Below are 15520 nucleotides of genomic sequence, written 5' to 3'. Positions count from 1 at the left end.
TGAATCGACATCACACCATCGATGATTATGACTTCCAGCCGACCCCGGCGAACGCGATCTTGTTCACCGCTGGATCATCGGAGACGTCACCGGGACCGGAAGGCCGCCATTCGGCGAATTTGACGAGTCCGGGCTCGACCAGTTCGAAATCCCCGAAGAACGACTCGACCTGGGCGCGGTCGCGATAGGTGACGTCGCCGCCGCCCGCCTTGGCCATCCTGTCGGTGACCGACCTGGCGTCGTCGTTGACGTGGTCGCCCGCCATGTGCGAGATCGCGAGGTAGCTCCCGCTGGGCAGCGCCTCGCGGTAGCGCTTGAGCAGGCTCTGCGGGTCCGCCTCGTCCGGCACCCAGTGGACCATGAACAGCATCAGCAGGCCGATCGGCTGGTCGAAGTCCAGCAGCCGGTTCACCTCGCCGCTGTCCAGGATGCTGTCCGGGTCGCGCATGTCGGCCTGCAGCACGCCGACGCGGTCGTTGCCCGCGACGATCAGCTCACCGTGCGCGACGGCGACGGGATCGCGGTCCACGTACACGACGCGGCACGACGGGTCTTCCTCCTGAGCGACCTCGTGCACGTTGGCCACGGTCGGGATGCCCGAGCCGATGTCCAGGAACTGGCGCACGCCCTGGTCGGTCATGAAGCGCACCGCGCGACGCAGGAAAGCCCTGTTGAGCCTGGCCGCGCTGCGGGAGTTCGGCATCATCTGCTCGGCCTTGTCGCCCATCAGGCGGTCGACCGCGAAGTTGTGCGCACCCCCGAGCAGGTAGTCGTAGACGCGCGCCGCGCTCGGCACGGAGACGTCGACGCTCTGCGGAACCCAGTTCTGCACGTCGGACACGACTACCCACCTCTTCAGGTTGCGGACGCACTAGCTTAGTCAGGCACGAAGTGCGAGCGACTAGGCCGCAAGCGTGAACGGACTCCACCCGATCGGGCTCTGTCACTCTCGACTGAACGACTCATAGGGTGACCCGATCTCTTTTCCCCTCACGAGGAGCGATGATGTCCGTCCCGGTGGCACCCGGCAGGCTGCCATTTCTCGGGCATTCGTTGCCTATGCTCAGGAAAAGATTCGCATTCACCGGGAATCTACGCGACCAGGGCGATCTGGTCGAAGTACATCTCGGGCCGATGCGCACCTATTTCGTCGCCAGCCCGGAGTTGACCCATCAGGTGCTGGTCACCGACGCGCCGAAGTTCCACAAAGGCCGGATGTACGACAAGTTCCGGCCGTTCGTCGGCAACGGGCTCGCGGTGTCGAGCGGAGCCTTCCACCTGCGCCAGCGCCGCATGATGCAGCCGGCGTTCCACCGCGACCGGATCGCCGGTTACGCGAACACCATGCTCCGCGCGACGCTCGACCTGCTGGAGAGCTGGCGGCCCGGCGAGGTGCGGCAGCTGGAGGCCGACATGCAGGGCCTCGCCGTCACGATCGTCGGTGAGGCCCTCTTCTCCACCGGGATCGGCGAGAAGGCGATCGCCGAGGCACGCCGGTCCGTCTTCGTGATCATCAGGAACGGCATCCTGCGGGCCCTCTCACCGGGGTTCGTCGAGAAGCTGCCCATCCCGGCCAACCGCGAGTTCGACGAGGCCATCGCCCGGATGCGCGCCATCGTGCACGAGGTGATCGAGAGCCGTCGTGGCGACGACACCGACCACGGCGACCTGCTGTCGACGTTGCTGATGGCCAGGGACGCCGAGACCGGCGAACCGATGACCGGCGAACAGGTCTTCGACGAGGTCATCACGCTGCTGACGGCGGGCATCGAGACGACCGCGCTGGCGCTGGCCTGGATCTTCCACGAGATCGCCGACAACCCCGAGGTGGAACGGCGGGTCGTGGCGGAGGTCAGCGAGGTGCTGGCCGGCCGCGCGGTGACCATCGACGACGTGCCGAAGCTGACCTACGTCGGCCAGGTGGCGACCGAGGTCCTGCGGAAGTACCCGCTCTGGCTCGTCATGCGCCGCACGGCCGTGGAGGTCGAGCTCGGCGGCGCCGTCCTGCCCGCGGGCACCGAGGTGATCCTCAGCCCGCACACGATGCACCACGACCCCGCGAACTTCCCGGACCCCGAGCGCTTCGACCCGGACCGCTGGACGCCCGAACGCGCCAAGCAGCTGCCGAAGGGCGCGTTCGTGCCGTTCGGCGGCGGCATCCACCAGTGCATCGGAAACCACTTCGCGCTGACCGAGATCGCCATCGTGGTGGCGACGGTCTGCGCGCGCTACCGGCTGGTCCCCGACCGGCCCGTGCGCACCAAGTTCACGAACGCGGCCTACCCCAACGACCTGATGATGAAGGTCGTCCCCCGCTAGCTGGAGGTTGTTCCCCCATGCGTTTCCGCCGGCTCTGTGCCGCCGTGCTGCTCGCTGCCCTCCTGCCGGTTCCCGCGCCGGCCAGCGCTGCCGCGACGACCTGCGAGGACGTGTACACGCCCGTTCAGTTCGGCCTCATCAGGCAGACGATGTACGGCAGGCTGTGCGTCCCGCAGGGGGCGAAGACCGTCCAGGTGCTCGTTCCCGGTGGCACCTACACCAGCGGTTACTGGGACATCCCGGTGGAAGGCGAGACCCGTTCGGTCACCCGCGCGATGAACAGGGCGGGCATCGCCACCATGGCCGTGGACCGGATCGGTTCCGGCAAGAGCACGAAGCCGCTGAGCATCCTCGTCGACGTGCCCAACCAGGCCGAGGCGGTGCACCAGGTCATCCAGAAACTGCGCCCCCGCTTCGCCAAGGTGCTCGTCGGCGGGCACTCGATCGGCTCCGCCATCGCGATGGCCGAGGCGGGCAGGTACCGCGACGTCGACGGCGTCCTGGTCACCGGCATGACGCACCAGTGGGACTACATCAGGGCCGTGCCGGCACTGACGAACCTGATCCCCGCGCTGATCGACCCGAAGCTGAGCCTGCGCGGCCTCGACGTCGGCTACCTGACGACGGCACCGGGCACCCGGTACGACATGTTCCACGCGCCCGGCCCGAACGTCCCCACCGTGATCGACCTCGACGAGGCCACGAAGGACGTCGTCTCGGCGGGCGAGTTCGTCACCACCGCGCTGATGTCGAACCTGGTGCTGCCGGTGAGCGCTCTCATCGACGTGCCGGTGATGACCGTCCAGACTTCGGCCGACTACTTCTGCGGAACCCCGCCGCTCGGCGCCGACTGCTCCTCGGCCCAGGCACTGGTCGCCTCCGAGAAACCGTTCTACCCCAAGGCACCGCGGGTCGACGGCTTCGTCGTCAACGGGTACGGGCACGTCTTCAACTTCGACACGAAGGCTGCCACCGGCTACCACTCGGCCGTCATCCGGTGGCAGCGCGGCCTTTAGCTCAGCTTTCGCAGGAACTCGCCCGCGTCCAGCGGGGAGCCGTAGTGGGCGCCGATCGCGAGGTCGGCGCCCGCTTCACGCCACCACTTCTCCTGCTCGGCGGACTCGATCCCGTCCACGCAGAGGTTCACGCCCAGGTCGTGCACGGCCGGAATCAACGTGACGGAGCGCGGATCTTGCCTGTGCACCAGGTCCTTCGGCACCAGCACGGACACCACCGGCAGCGCCGAGAGCCAGGCCAGATCACGCGGTCCGAGCCCGAAGTCGTCGAGGGCGATCCTGATGCCCATGTCCGCGAGGGTGCTCAGGTTGCCCGCCGCGTCGGCCACGCCCAGCACGCCGACCGGCATGGTCAACGTCAGCCGGGCGGCCGGCATCCCGGTCTCCTCCAGCACCTTGGACACCCGTGACACCAGGTCCGCGTCCGTCGACTGGTGGTGCGTGAGCCGCACGCCGAACTGCTGGTCGAGCTCGCCGCGCTGCCGCCACCACTGCGCCTGGCCGGCGGCGATCCTGATCAGCCACTCGCCCATCGGCAGGATGAGCCCGCTCTCGTCCGCGAGTGCGGCGCAGCGGTCGGACAGGTCCCAGTGCAGCAGCGCCTCGACGCCGGCCAGGTCGCCGGTCGCCAGGTCGCGGACGGGCCGGTAGACGACGCCGATGTCGCCCTGCTCCCACGCTCCCGGCATCACCACGGCCAGCGCCGCGTCACGGCGGCCGGCGGTGTCCTCGTTGGTGTGGAACAACTCCCACTGCCCGCGGCGGTCGCGCTTGGCCTGCCGCAACGCCAGGTCGGCCGTGCGCAGCAGCTCGATCGGGTCGACGTCGGGCGACGGCCTGTGCACGACGCCCGCGCTCACCGACACGGCGAGACCGTGATCGTCCACATAGGTCGGTTCGCCCAGGTCGGCGTTGATGGTCGCCATCGTGGTCGCGACGTCCGGCGTGAGCGCCGTGTTCTCCACGACGATGCCGAACTCGTCGCCGTCGAACCGCGCGATCATGGCGTTCTCGTGCGACATCACGGCCCGCAGCCTGCGCGCGACGTGCTGGAGCAGGTGTTCGCCGACCCGCGCGCCGAGGCTGTTGCACACCAGGCCGAACGCGTCGAGGTCGAGGTGGAAGACGGTGACGCCGAGCTCGGGATCGGCCCTGCGCAGCACGGTTTCGAGGTGGGTGGTGAAGAACTGCCTGTTCGGCAGCCCGGTCAGCACGTCGTGCAGCGACTGCCTGCGCAGTTCTCCCTGCAACAAGGCAAGTTCCGTGTCGTCGTCCACCATCACGAGGACATGGCTGGCCTTGCCTTCGTCGTCGCGCAGCAATGACGCCGTGAGCGTCACCTTGGCGAACTCGCCGTCAGCGCGCACGAGCTGCATCGGTTCTCGCTCGAACTCACCGCGCTCGGACAGCACCCGTTCCATCATCTCGCGGAACACCACGATCGAGTTCGGTGCGATGAGCTCGACGAGACGGGTGCCGGGCTCCGGCGGACATCCGATGATCACGCTGATCGACTCGTTGCCCCAGGCGAGGCGGCCGTCGAGGCCGACGATCAGGACGCCGTTGGTGGACGAGGACGCGATGCCCTCGAACTTCGCCTCGCTCTGCCGCTGATCCCGTTGCGCGTCGTGGGCGGCCTTGAGCAGCGAGCGCTGCATGCTCTCCTGCTGGTCCAGGATCGCGCGGGCCCGTGCCGCGGTGAAGCCGCACGTCAGCGCGCCGATGCCGCCCACGACGCGGACCGTGTGCTGGTCGCTCGAACGGAACTCCTCCAGCGTCAGCAGGCCCTTGCCGAGCACGTCGACCGTGCGCTTGAGGCCGGGCTCGTTGACGTAGCCGAGAGCGACGAGCCGTTCGCCGACCTCCTCGAACGGAGCAGGGTCGAACGGTTCGCTGTGCAGTGCCGCGCACAATGCGTCGAGCTGAGCGCCCAGTTCGGCGTCCAGCTCGTCTCGGCTCAGCGCGACTACGACAACGCTGCTGAGCAGGTAGCTCCACTTGCGCGACAAGGCTTCTCGCGCACGGACGGCGGCGGTGTCCTCGGGTGGAGCGGCATCGGGTCTTCGGCTCGGTTTCGTCATTCCCGTTGCCCTGTATGGGTTGGAGAGTGCCCGGCAGTTTACCTACCGGCAGTCGGTGCCCGTTGCGCCAACCGTGTGATCCTCCGACACTACAGCGTGGTTTCAGTCCTTACGACCGACCCCAGCGTACAAGAACATGTTCATGGACGCCTCGTCGGCGAAGTCGCCGGGTCCGTCCGGACGCCACTCCCCGCACCCGACGAGACCGGGTTCCACCAGGGAGAAGCCGTCGAACAACGCGCTGACCTGCGCGTGGTTGCGCATGTGCATCTGGTCGGCGCTCTTGCTGCGGTTGACGACCTCGGCGGCCTGGTCGACGGTGTCGTCGATCTGGTCCTTGGCCACGTGCGTCATCACGATGAAGCTGCCGGCGGGCAGTGCGTCGCGGTAGTGGGCGACGAGCTTGCCGGGGCTGTCCTCGTCGGGCACCCAGTGCATCATGAGCAGCATCAACAGCCCCACCGGTTCGTCGAAGCGCAGCAGCCGCTTCACCTCGGGACTCGACAGCACGACCTCCGGGTCGCGCATGTCGGCCTGCACGACGGCGGCGTTCTTGTTGTCAGCCAACATGAGTTCACTGTGCGCGACGGCGACCGGGTCCTTGTCGACGTAGACGACGCGCGCGGCCGGGTCGCGTTCCTGGGCGACCTCGTGCACGTTCGCGACGGTCGGGATCCCGGAACCGATGTCGAGGAACTGGCGAATTCCCTGGTCCATCAGGAAGTTCACCGCGCGACCGAGGAACCGGCGGTTGAGCCTGGCGACGCTGGGCAGGCCTGGCACCAGCTTCTCGATCTGCGATCCGACCTGCCGGTCGGCGGCGAAGTTGTGAGCGCCGCCCAGGATGTAGTCGTAGACGCGGGCCATGCTCGGCACGTTCGTGTCGATGCCGAGCGGCACCCAGCTCTGGGGTTCTGCCACGGGGAACACCTCTTCGGTTCGTGGCGGTTCGGGGAAGACGCACGAGCTTAGTCACCCGAGCGCCACCCGCACTGAACCATCAGAGTGACGAGGAACCACCCGTTCAGGCACTGTCGTCTTCCCCCAAACGGCTCCTAGGGTGGTCCATCCCCATTCGGCCCAACTCCCCAGGAGTCCGAATGCCCGTCCCGGTGGCTCCCCACCGCTGGCCGTTGCTCGGACACACCCCGTCGATGCTCACGCAACGCGCCAAGTTCACCGACGCGCTGCACGAACACGGCGACGTCGTGCGTCTCGACCTCGGCCCACTGCACGCGCACTTCGTCACGAGTCCTTCGCTGACTCACGAAGTGCTTGTGTCGCAAGGATCGAAGTTCCGCAAGGGCGCCATGTTCGACAAGTTCCAGCCGTACCTGGGCACGGGGCTGCTGCTGTCGAACGGCGAGTACCACCTGCGCCAGCGCCGGATGATGCAACCGGCATTCCATCGGGAACGGATTGAAGCCTATGCCTCGACGATGGCTCGTGCTGCTGCTGCGCTGGCTGCGCGGTGGCGCCCCGGCGAGGTCCGCGTCATCGAGGACGACATGCAGGAGCTCGCGGTCACCATCGTCGGCGAGACGCTCTTCTCGACGGAGATCGGCAAACGCGCGGTCGAGGAGGTCCGCCGGTCCATCTTCACGGTCATCCAGCAGGGCATGATCCGCGCGCTGTCCCCGTCGTTCGTGGAGAAGCTCCCGCTGCCGGGCAACCGGGAGTTCGACGCGGCCATCGCGCGCATGAAAGCCGTTGTGCTGCAAGTGATCGAGAGCTGGCGCGCGGACGGCACCGACAACGGCGACGTCCTGTCCATGCTGCTGCTGGCGCAGGAGGACGGCGTCGGCATGACGAACCAGCAGACCTACGACGAGGTCCTGACCCTGCTCACCGCGGGCATCGAGACCACGGCGATCGCGCTGGCCTGGGCGCTCTACGAGACGGGTAACGACCCGGAGGTCGAACGCCGGCTGCACGCCGAGGTCGACTCGGTCGTGGGCGACCGCCCGGTGACGTTCGCCGACGTCGGGTCGCTCACCTACACCACGCAGATCGTGCAGGAAACGCTGCGGAAGTACCCGATCTGGTTCGTGATGCGCCGGACGCTCACCGAGGTCCAGCTGGGCGAGGTCACCCTGCCCGCCGGCGCCGAGGTGATCGTCAGCCCGCACGCGCTGCACCACGACGAGCGCTACTTCCCGTCACCGGAACGTTTCCGGCCCGATCGCTGGACGCCCGAGTTCGCCGCCGGCCTGCCGCGCGGCGCGTTCATCCCGTTCGGCGGCGGCAACCGCCAGTGCCTCGGCAACACCTTCGCCCAGACCGAGATCGTCATCACGCTCGCGACCATCGCGGCGAAGTGGCGCCTCGTCCCGACCCGTCCGGCGCGCGTGAAGTTCACGTCCGCGCCGTACCCGAACGGCCTGCTCATGAGAGCCGTCCCCCGCAACTAGTTGGAGGTAGTTCCCCCATGCGTTTCCGCCGGCTGTGCGCCATCGCGCTGCTCGCCACCGGAACCCTGTTAGCCCCGCCGCCGGCCTCCGCCGCCACGGCGTGCCAGGACGTCACGTATCCCGTGCGCATCGGCCTGACCCCGCTGGTCACCTCGCAGGAGACCGTGGCGGGCAGGCTGTGCGTCCCCACGGGCGCGACGACCGTGCAGGTCCTGATCCCGGGCGGTACCTACGACAGGACGTACTGGGACGTCGGCTTCGAGCCGTCGACCCGCTCGTTCACCCAGTCCCAGAACAAGGCGGGCTTCGCCACCCTCGCGCTGGACCGCCTGGGCACCGGCAAGAGTTCCAAGCCGCTGAGCGCCCTGATCACCGCCTCGACCCAGGCCAGCGCGGTCCACCAGGTCATCACGACCCTGAAGCCGCGCTTCCGCAAGGTGATCGTCGCGGGCCACTCCATCGGCTCCGCGATGGCGATGATCGAGGCAGGCACCCACCGCGACGTCGACGGCGTCCTGGTCACCGGCTTCACGCACAAGATGAACTACATAACCGTCGTCCCCGTGCTCGCCAACATGATCCCGGCGGGCCTGGACCTCGGCTACCTCACCACGATGCCGAACACCCGCTACAACTCGTTCCACAAACCGGGCCCGCTGATCCCGGGCTCGATCTCGTTCGACGAGGCCACCAAGGACGTCTTCTCCGCGACCGAGGCCGTGGACACCATCCTGCTCAACACGGTGATCATCCCGATCTCGCGCAGGATCAACGTCCCGGTCTTCATCGTCGTGGGCAACGACACCCACTTCTGCAGCTCCGGCGTCCCGCTGATGGGCAGCGACTGCTCCTCCCCCGCCGCCCTGAAGGCGGACGAGGCCCCGTTCTTCCCCGCGGCCCCGCGCCTGGACACCTACATCCTCAACGGCTACGGCCACTCCATCAACTACGCCCCGAACGCCCCCGACTACCACGCCGCCGTCGCCCAGTGGTCCAAGGGCATCTAGCTAGACTCGGCGCATGGACGAAGAGATCCACGAGCGAGTCCGCGACTTGATCAAGGCCATCCCACGCGGACGAGTCGCCACCTACGGCGACATCGCAGATCTCGCCAAGGCCCCGTCGCCACGGCTGGTCGGCCGCATCCTCAACGAGGACGGCAACGACCTGCCGTGGCAACGGGTCCTCAAGGCCGACGGCACCTGCGCGCCGCACCTCCGCGACACCCAACTCCAGATGCTGCACGAGGAGGGTGTTCCGAACCTCGACGGCAAGGTGAACCTGCGGGAGTACCGCTGGGAGGACGCCCGCAAGGAGGCCGACGAGGTACCCGGCCTCTGGTAGCGGCACGCATGGCAGGCGACCACGTACGAGTCCTGGCGTGGCGATGCGAAGCGAGCCGTCCGAACCTAGGGCTGCCGGGTAGCGGTGCACCCCGCTCACGGCGATTGGGGCTTTACCTTGAGGGAGCGGGATGCTCCCCTCACGGGCACGGCCGGGCGCTTTTCAGCCCGGCCCTATTCCGGCCGTCCAGCATCCCGCCAGAGGCTCAAGGTCAAACCCCAATCGCAACCCCGCCCTTCGTCACGACCTGCTCCACCACCCTCGCAAGGCGACCGAACCCAGGAACGCGACCCGCCCCGCTGGAACGCGACAAACACAAGCAAGCCGACCCGCGCCGCACGCCCTCAAGCAGACCGCAACAACACAGCCCGAGCCTCGAAGTACTTCCTCAGCACCACATCCACAACAAGCGGATGCGCCCCGATCGGCTCAGCCACGACATCCGCCCCACAATCCGCAAGCGACCCGTGGAACACCCCGGGCGCCAGCAGCCAGGAAGCAACAGCCACCCACCGCCCCCGCGCCACCAACCCAGCCACCACATCGGGAACACGAGGCGTAGCGGTAGCCACATACCCAACGGCAGAAGCCCCGAGCAAAGCCGCAGCCTGCCGAACGGTGGCCAAAGCCCGAGCATCGGAAGAACCCGCCGCGGCGAGCACAACTGCGTCGCGGCGGCGGAAACCTGCCTCCCGCAACCGATCCCGAACCGCCGGTACCGCGTCCAACCCGACCGGCGAAGTCAGCACGACATCAGACCGGCGCCCGATCTGCTCGGGGATGTCCACCCGGACGTGATACCCGGCGGCCAAGAAGACCGGCACCACGACACAGGGACCGTCCACAACAGACCGGACGTCCGGCTGTCGCACATCCGCATACGCGACCTCAACGGGCAAGTCGACCGACGTCTGAACCGCAGCGGCGATCTCCGAGCACACCACAACCCCACGTGGATCACGCGTCCCGTGGAACGCCAACACCAGTTTCATGCAGGCTCCATCGCTAGCCGGTAACCACGCTTCACGACCGTGCACACCATCTGCGGCGACCCCAGGGCGGTCCGCAACCGTCCGATCGCCGTCTCGACGGCGTGCTCCTCCCCACCGGAAGGCAGAGCCGCCAACAGGTCCTGACGCGACACCACCCGGCCACGAGCGGCCACCAGAGTCCGCAGCACGGCCATGGGAGCCGGCGCGACAGGGCGCAGCTCGCCGTCGATCACCACGGCCTGTGCGCGCATCTCCATGTCACGAGAGGCGATCCGCAACCGCAACGCCCGTGAAGGCAGCTCCACCGCCAACTCCCGCACCATCGACCCGATCCGCGACCGGGCGGGCTGCACGACGGGGATCCCGGCGGCCACCAACGGCCCCGCGGTGATCGCGCCGACACCGACGACCAGAACATCGCGCCGCAAACACGAAACCAGCGCCCCGAAGTCCGGAGCCGTGCGCAGCACAGAAGAAGCCGCAGGCGCCGAGGTGAACGTCAGGGCGTCCACCTGCCCGGCCAGGACGGCGTCGATCAACCGCTGCAACGGCCCCAGATCCGCCGGCGGCTCCCACCGGTAGACCGGGATCTCGACGACGAGAGCCCCGGCGGCCTCCAGGGTGTTCACGAAGTCCGGCAACGGCTCGCCGTGCAGCTGAACGGCGACCCGCTTGCCGGACACGCCCATCCGCAGCAGGTACTGCAGCAGCTCGGCGTTCGACTCGGACTCAGGCGACCAGGCCTCGACCAGGCCGGCCGCGCGGACCGCACCCTTGGCCTTCGGGCCGCGTGGCAGGACCACGGCGCCTTCCAGCGCACGGTGCAGACGCGCGGCGAGGCCCCATCCCTCGGCGGCCTCGAACCACCCGCGGAAGCCGATCGCGGTGGTCGCGACGACGACGTCCACGGGTGACGACACGAGTTCCAGCGTGGCGGCGTGCAGGGTCGCGTCGTCGGGCAGCGGCACGATCCGCAAGGCCGGACCGTGCAGCACCGAGGCGCCCTTGCGTTCCAGCATCGCGATGAGCTCGTCGGCCCGGCGGGCCGCGGTGACGCCGATCGTGAAGCCCGCCAGCGGACCTGTCATGTCAGCTCCACAACACCGTCACGCACGCGGACTTGATGCACCGCAACGGAGACGGAGGGTTCGTCCAGGCACTTGCCGGTCGCCAGCTCGAACGCCTGCTTGTAGACAGGTGACACCACGACGGGCACGCCGCCGCGGTCGCCCACGATGCCGCGCGACAGCACCGCGGCGCCGCTGAACGGGTCGATGTTGTCGAGTGCGTGCACGGTGCCGTCCGCGGTCAGGAACACCGCGACCTGCGAGCCGTCGGGCCGCAACGCGGCGACACCTTGTTCCGGCCGCAACACGTCAAAGTCACAGACGATCATCTGACGACCTCCGGGATGCCCAGGGACACGGGGACGCGCTGACCGCGTTCAGCGCGGAACGAGATCGTGGGGTCGGGGACGCCCGGCGCGTTCACGAACGACGTGAACCTCGCCAGCTTCTCCGGGTCCTCCAGCACTCCACGCCACTCGTCGGCGTAGTCGGAGACGTGCGACTCCATCGCGGCCTCCAGTTCGTCGCAGATGCCGAGCTTGTCGTCGACGATCACCTCGCGCAGGTGGTCGAGGCCGCCGTCGAGCCCTTCCAGCCACGCGGCGGTGCGCTGCAACCGGTCAGCCGTGCGGATGTAGAACATCAGGAACCGGTCGATCACGCGGATCAGCGTCTCGGTGTCCACATCCGACACGAGCAGGTCGGCGTGCCGCGGCGTGAACCCGCCGTTGCCCGCGACGTAGAGGTTCCAGCCGTTCTCCGTGGCGATGATGCCGAAGTCCTTGCTGCGCGCCTCGGCGCACTCGCGGGCGCAGCCGGAGACGGCCGACTTGAGCTTGTGCGGCGACCGCAGGCCCCGGTAGCGCAGTTCCAGCTCGATGGCGAGGCCGACGGAGTCCTGCACGCCGTAACGGCACCACGTCGTGCCGACGCAGGACTTCACCGTGCGCAACGACTTGCCGTACGCGTGCCCGGACTCGAAGCCCGCGTCGACCAATCTGCGCCAGATCTCCGGGAGCTGGTCGACGGTGGCGCCGAACATGTCGATGCGCTGTCCGCCGGTGATCTTCGTGTACAGGCCGTAGTCGCGGGCCACCTCGCCGATGACGATCAGCTTCTCCGGCGTGATCTCGCCGCCGGGGATGCGCGGCACGACCGAGTAGGTGCCGTTGCGCTGCAGGTTCGCCAGGAACCTGTCGTTGGTGTCCTGCAACGAGACCTGCGTCTCGCCCAGGATGTGCCCGTTGCCCAGCGACGCGAGGATCGAGGCCACCGCGGGCTTGCAGATGTCGCAACCACGTCCGGTGCCGTGCTTCTCGATCAGCGCCGAGAACGTCGTCACCTGAGTCGCCTGGACGATCTCGAAGAGCTCCGCGCGGGAGTAGGTGAAGTGCTCGCACAGCGCCTTGGACTGCTCGACACCGCACTCGGTCAGCAGCTTCTTCAGCATCGGCACGCACGAGCCGCAGCCGGTACCGGCCTTGGTGCACGCCTTCAGCTCGGCCACGTCGCACGCGACACCGTGCTGGATCGCGTCGGTGATCGTCTGCTTGGTCACCGCGTAACAGGAGCAGACCTGCGCGTCGGCGGGCATCTCCACGTCGACGGCCCCGCCCGGCTGCAGCAACGCGGCCGGAACCTCCTTGCCCACCAACGGCCGCAGCGACAGGTACGACGACGCGTCGCCGACGAGCACGCCACCGAGCAGGATGCGGGCGTCGTCCGACACCACGAGCTTGCTGTAGGTGCCGGCGACGGCGTTGTTCACCACGACTTCCAGCGCGCCCTCGGTCTGGGCGTGCGCGTCGCCGAACGACGCCACGTCCACCCCGAGCAGCTTCAGCTTCGTCGACACGTCGGCGCCGGGGAACACCTTCGCACCACCGGAGAGCTGGTCGGCGACCACCTCGGCCATCGAGTAGCCGGGGGCCACCAGGCCGTACGTGACGCCCTCGACGGCGGCGCACTCACCGATCGCGAAGACGTGCGGGTCGGCGGTGCGGCAGGCCGCGTCGACCAGGTAACCGCCGCGCGGCCCCAGCTCCAGCCCCAGGTCCAGGTCGGTGCGCGGCCGGATGCCCGCGCTGAACACCACGACGTCCAGGTCGAGCTCGAGGCCGCTGGCCAGCTTCGCGATCAACCGCGACCCGTCGCGTTCGATCGAGGAGGCGGACGTCCCGGTGTGCACGGTCAGGTCGAGCTTCTCGACGAGCCGCTTCAGCAGCCCGGCACCACCTTCGTCGACCTGGATCGGCATCAGCCGCGGCGCCAGTTCCACGACGTGCGGCGAGACTCCCATGCCGCGCAACGCGTTGGCGGCCTCCAGACCGAGCAGGCCACCGCCGAGCACCATGCCGGAACGCCGGCCGGGCCGGTCAGCGGCCTCGACCGTCGCCCGGATCTCGTCCAGGTCGTCGACCGTGCGGTAGACGTGGCAGCCGGGCAGGTCACGGCCGGGCACCGGCGGCACGAACGGCACCGAGCCGGTGGCCAGCACCAGGGCGTCGTAGGAGACCTCGACACCCGAGGCGCCCACGACGACCTTGCGGGCGCGGTCCACGGACACGGCCTTCTCGCCGAGCCGGAGCTCGCAGCCGCTCAGCGCGGGCAGCTCCAGGTCCGCGAAGGTCCAGCTGTCCACATAGGACGACAGCGCGACGCGGTCGTAGGCGGGACGGGACTCCTCGCCGAAAACCACGATCCGCCAGGACGAGTCACGAAGGATCTCGACGAGCCGGTGGCCGACCATGCCGTTGCCAACTACGACCAGAGTCTGGGTCATCGGGCATTCCTCCTTCCGCCCGGTATGCTCACCGGGCGGCGTGTCATCCCAAGGTCCGCGGTATTTCGCGGGTGTTAAAGGAAACTCTCTCCGCAGTTCAGGCGATGTGCGTCACACGCCCGCGTAGGCGAGCGACGGACGCGTCGCGAACACGTTGCGCCGCAGGTAGAACCACCACGTGGTGCCCACGCAGAGCCCGTAGAAGACCAGGAACGCGGTCAGGGCGGGCGTCAAGGTCTTCGAACCCTCGAGCGAGAACTTGAAGACCAGGTTCACCAGCACACCACCGGCGGCGCCGATCGCACCCGCGATGCCGACGACGGCGGCGGCCTGGCGCTTCGCGGACTTGTCGTCGTCGGACTGGGTGCGGAAGATCGCCGGGATCATCCGGTACGTCGAGCCGTTGCCCACACCACCCAGCACGAACAGCGCGATGAACGAGCCGAAGAACAGCGCGAAGTTGTGCGAGTCCACGCTGACGATCACGCCGATGGTGCCGGCGCCGAGCCCCAGGAACGTCGCGAGCGTCACCTTGGCCCCGCCGATCCGGTCGGCCAGCCACCCACCGAGCGGACGGGCCACCGAGCCGATCAGCGCACCGATGAACGCGAGCGGCACCCAGCCCTGGTGCTCGACGAAACTGATCTTGATCAGCGACGGGAACGCGAACGAGAACCCGATGAACGATCCGAACGTGCCGATGTACAGGAACGACATGACCCAGGTGTGCATGTTCGACATCGCCAGCCGGTACGAGGTCCCGTCCGGCTTGGCCTGCGTCAGACTGTTCATGAAGAACCACGCGCAGGCCGTGGCGACCACGATGAACGGCATCCAGATCAGCGCGGCGTAGGCGAGGTGGATCCCGGTGCCGATGGTGATGACGACGGGCACGAGGAGCTGAGTGCTCGCGACGCCGAGGTTGCCGCCGGCGGCGTTCATGCCGAGCGCCAGGCCCTTCTTGCCCTCCGGGTAGAAGAACGAGATGTTCGCCATCGAGGACGAGAAGTTGCCGCCGCCCAGCCCCATCGCGGCCGAGGTGAGCAGGAAGAACCAGTACGGCGTGCCCGGCGTCGACACGGCGTAGGCCAGCATCGTGCACGGGATCAGCAGCAACCCGGCGCTGATCGTCGTCCACAGACGGCCGCCGAACTTCGGCACCGCGAACGTGTAGGGCACCCGCAGCACCGCGCCGATCAGGTTCGGCACGATCAGCAGCCAGAACTGCTGGCCGACGGTGAAGTCGAAGCCGACCGAGCCCAGGCTGACGACGACGATGCTCATCAGCACCCAGACGCTGAACCCGAGGTTCTCCGCGAGAATGGAGAACACCAGGTTCTTGCGAGCGATCCGCTTGCCCTTGTTCTCCCAGAACTCGGGCTTCTCCGGCTCCCAGTGGTCGATCCAGCTCATCTTGAAGTCCTCCGCGGGGTCGGCGTTGCCGCAAAAACTAGGAACCTCGCATTACCGAGGCGTTCTGGGCGGTGACGGCGAAGGCAACTCCGCCG

13 protein-coding genes are annotated in these 15520 nt (G+C 68.2%); 5 read left to right on the top strand and 8 right to left on the bottom strand.

The window, feature by feature from the left end; all coding sequences use genetic code 11:
• Positions 1-25 precede the first annotated feature (25 nt).
• Positions 26-841, bottom strand: a complete 816-nt coding sequence (locus AB0M48_RS14955; protein ID WP_363841100.1) for an SAM-dependent methyltransferase — start codon at positions 839-841, stop codon at positions 26-28.
• Positions 842-1005: 164 nt separating this feature from the next.
• Between AB0M48_RS14955 and AB0M48_RS14950 the strand changes: the two genes are divergently transcribed.
• Positions 1006-2319 (top strand): cytochrome P450, encoded by a 1314-nt coding sequence (locus AB0M48_RS14950; protein ID WP_363841097.1) that lies wholly within the window; start codon positions 1006-1008, stop codon positions 2317-2319.
• 17 nt (positions 2320-2336) lie between these two features.
• The gene (locus tag AB0M48_RS14945) at positions 2337-3335 is read left to right on the top strand and encodes an alpha/beta fold hydrolase (RefSeq protein ID WP_363841094.1); all 999 of its coding nucleotides are present in this window, start codon (positions 2337-2339) and stop codon (positions 3333-3335) included.
• Here the strand turns inward: AB0M48_RS14945 and AB0M48_RS14940 are convergent.
• Positions 3332-5416, bottom strand: a complete 2085-nt coding sequence (locus tag AB0M48_RS14940; RefSeq protein WP_363841091.1) for a diguanylate cyclase — start codon at positions 5414-5416, stop codon at positions 3332-3334. The genes AB0M48_RS14945 and AB0M48_RS14940 overlap by 4 nt on opposite strands.
• Before the next feature lie 102 nt (positions 5417-5518).
• Positions 5519-6337 carry an SAM-dependent methyltransferase gene (locus AB0M48_RS14935; RefSeq protein WP_363841087.1) on the bottom strand — a complete coding sequence of 273 codons (819 nt, stop codon included), beginning with the start codon at positions 6335-6337 and terminating at the stop codon, positions 5519-5521.
• A 179-nt stretch (positions 6338-6516) separates the two neighbouring features.
• On the opposite strand from AB0M48_RS14935, the gene AB0M48_RS14930 reads away from it, so the two are divergent.
• Genes AB0M48_RS14930 through AB0M48_RS14920 form a run of 3 tightly spaced genes read left to right on the top strand, consistent with a single transcriptional unit; the run spans position 6517 to position 9171 of the window.
• On the top strand, positions 6517-7827 hold the full coding sequence (locus AB0M48_RS14930; protein WP_363841084.1) for a cytochrome P450: 1311 nt from the start codon (positions 6517-6519) through the stop codon (positions 7825-7827).
• Between the two features lie 17 nt (positions 7828-7844).
• Entirely contained in the window at positions 7845-8834 is a 990-nt protein-coding gene (locus AB0M48_RS14925) for an alpha/beta hydrolase (RefSeq protein WP_363841081.1), read from the top strand.
• Positions 8835-8847: 13 nt separating this feature from the next.
• Entirely contained in the window at positions 8848-9171 is a 324-nt protein-coding gene (locus AB0M48_RS14920) for an MGMT family protein (protein ID WP_363841078.1), read from the top strand.
• A gap of 344 nt (positions 9172-9515) precedes the next feature.
• Here AB0M48_RS14920 and AB0M48_RS14915 read toward each other — a convergent pair whose 3' ends face one another.
• The 5 genes from AB0M48_RS14915 to AB0M48_RS14895 form a co-directional block, all read right to left on the bottom strand.
• On the bottom strand, positions 9516-10163 hold the full coding sequence (locus tag AB0M48_RS14915; protein ID WP_363841075.1) for a CbiX/SirB N-terminal domain-containing protein: 648 nt from the start codon (positions 10161-10163) through the stop codon (positions 9516-9518).
• Entirely contained in the window at positions 10160-11251 is a 1092-nt protein-coding gene (locus AB0M48_RS14910) for a uroporphyrinogen-III synthase (RefSeq protein WP_363841072.1), read from the bottom strand. Before AB0M48_RS14910 ends, AB0M48_RS14915 begins: the two co-directional genes overlap by 4 nt.
• Complete coding sequence (gene nirD, locus AB0M48_RS14905) at positions 11248-11559, bottom strand: nitrite reductase small subunit NirD (RefSeq protein ID WP_090065721.1); 312 nt, start codon at positions 11557-11559, stop codon at positions 11248-11250. Before nirD ends, AB0M48_RS14910 begins: the two co-directional genes overlap by 4 nt.
• On the bottom strand, positions 11556-14012 hold the full coding sequence (gene nirB, locus AB0M48_RS14900; RefSeq protein WP_363841068.1) for a nitrite reductase large subunit NirB: 2457 nt from the start codon (positions 14010-14012) through the stop codon (positions 11556-11558). The genes nirD and nirB overlap by 4 nt, the downstream gene beginning before the upstream one ends.
• A 111-nt stretch (positions 14013-14123) precedes the next feature.
• Positions 14124-15425, bottom strand: a complete 1302-nt coding sequence (locus tag AB0M48_RS14895; RefSeq protein WP_363841064.1) for an MFS transporter — start codon at positions 15423-15425, stop codon at positions 14124-14126.
• Positions 15426-15520: the final 95 nt, after the last annotated feature.

Source organism: Lentzea sp. NPDC051208 (genome assembly GCF_040682435.1).
Classification (GTDB): Bacteria; Actinomycetota; Actinomycetes; order Mycobacteriales; family Pseudonocardiaceae; genus Lentzea; species Lentzea kristufekii.
The sequence above is the reverse complement of the archived record's forward strand: the minus strand, read 5'-3'. Positions and strand labels throughout refer to the sequence as shown.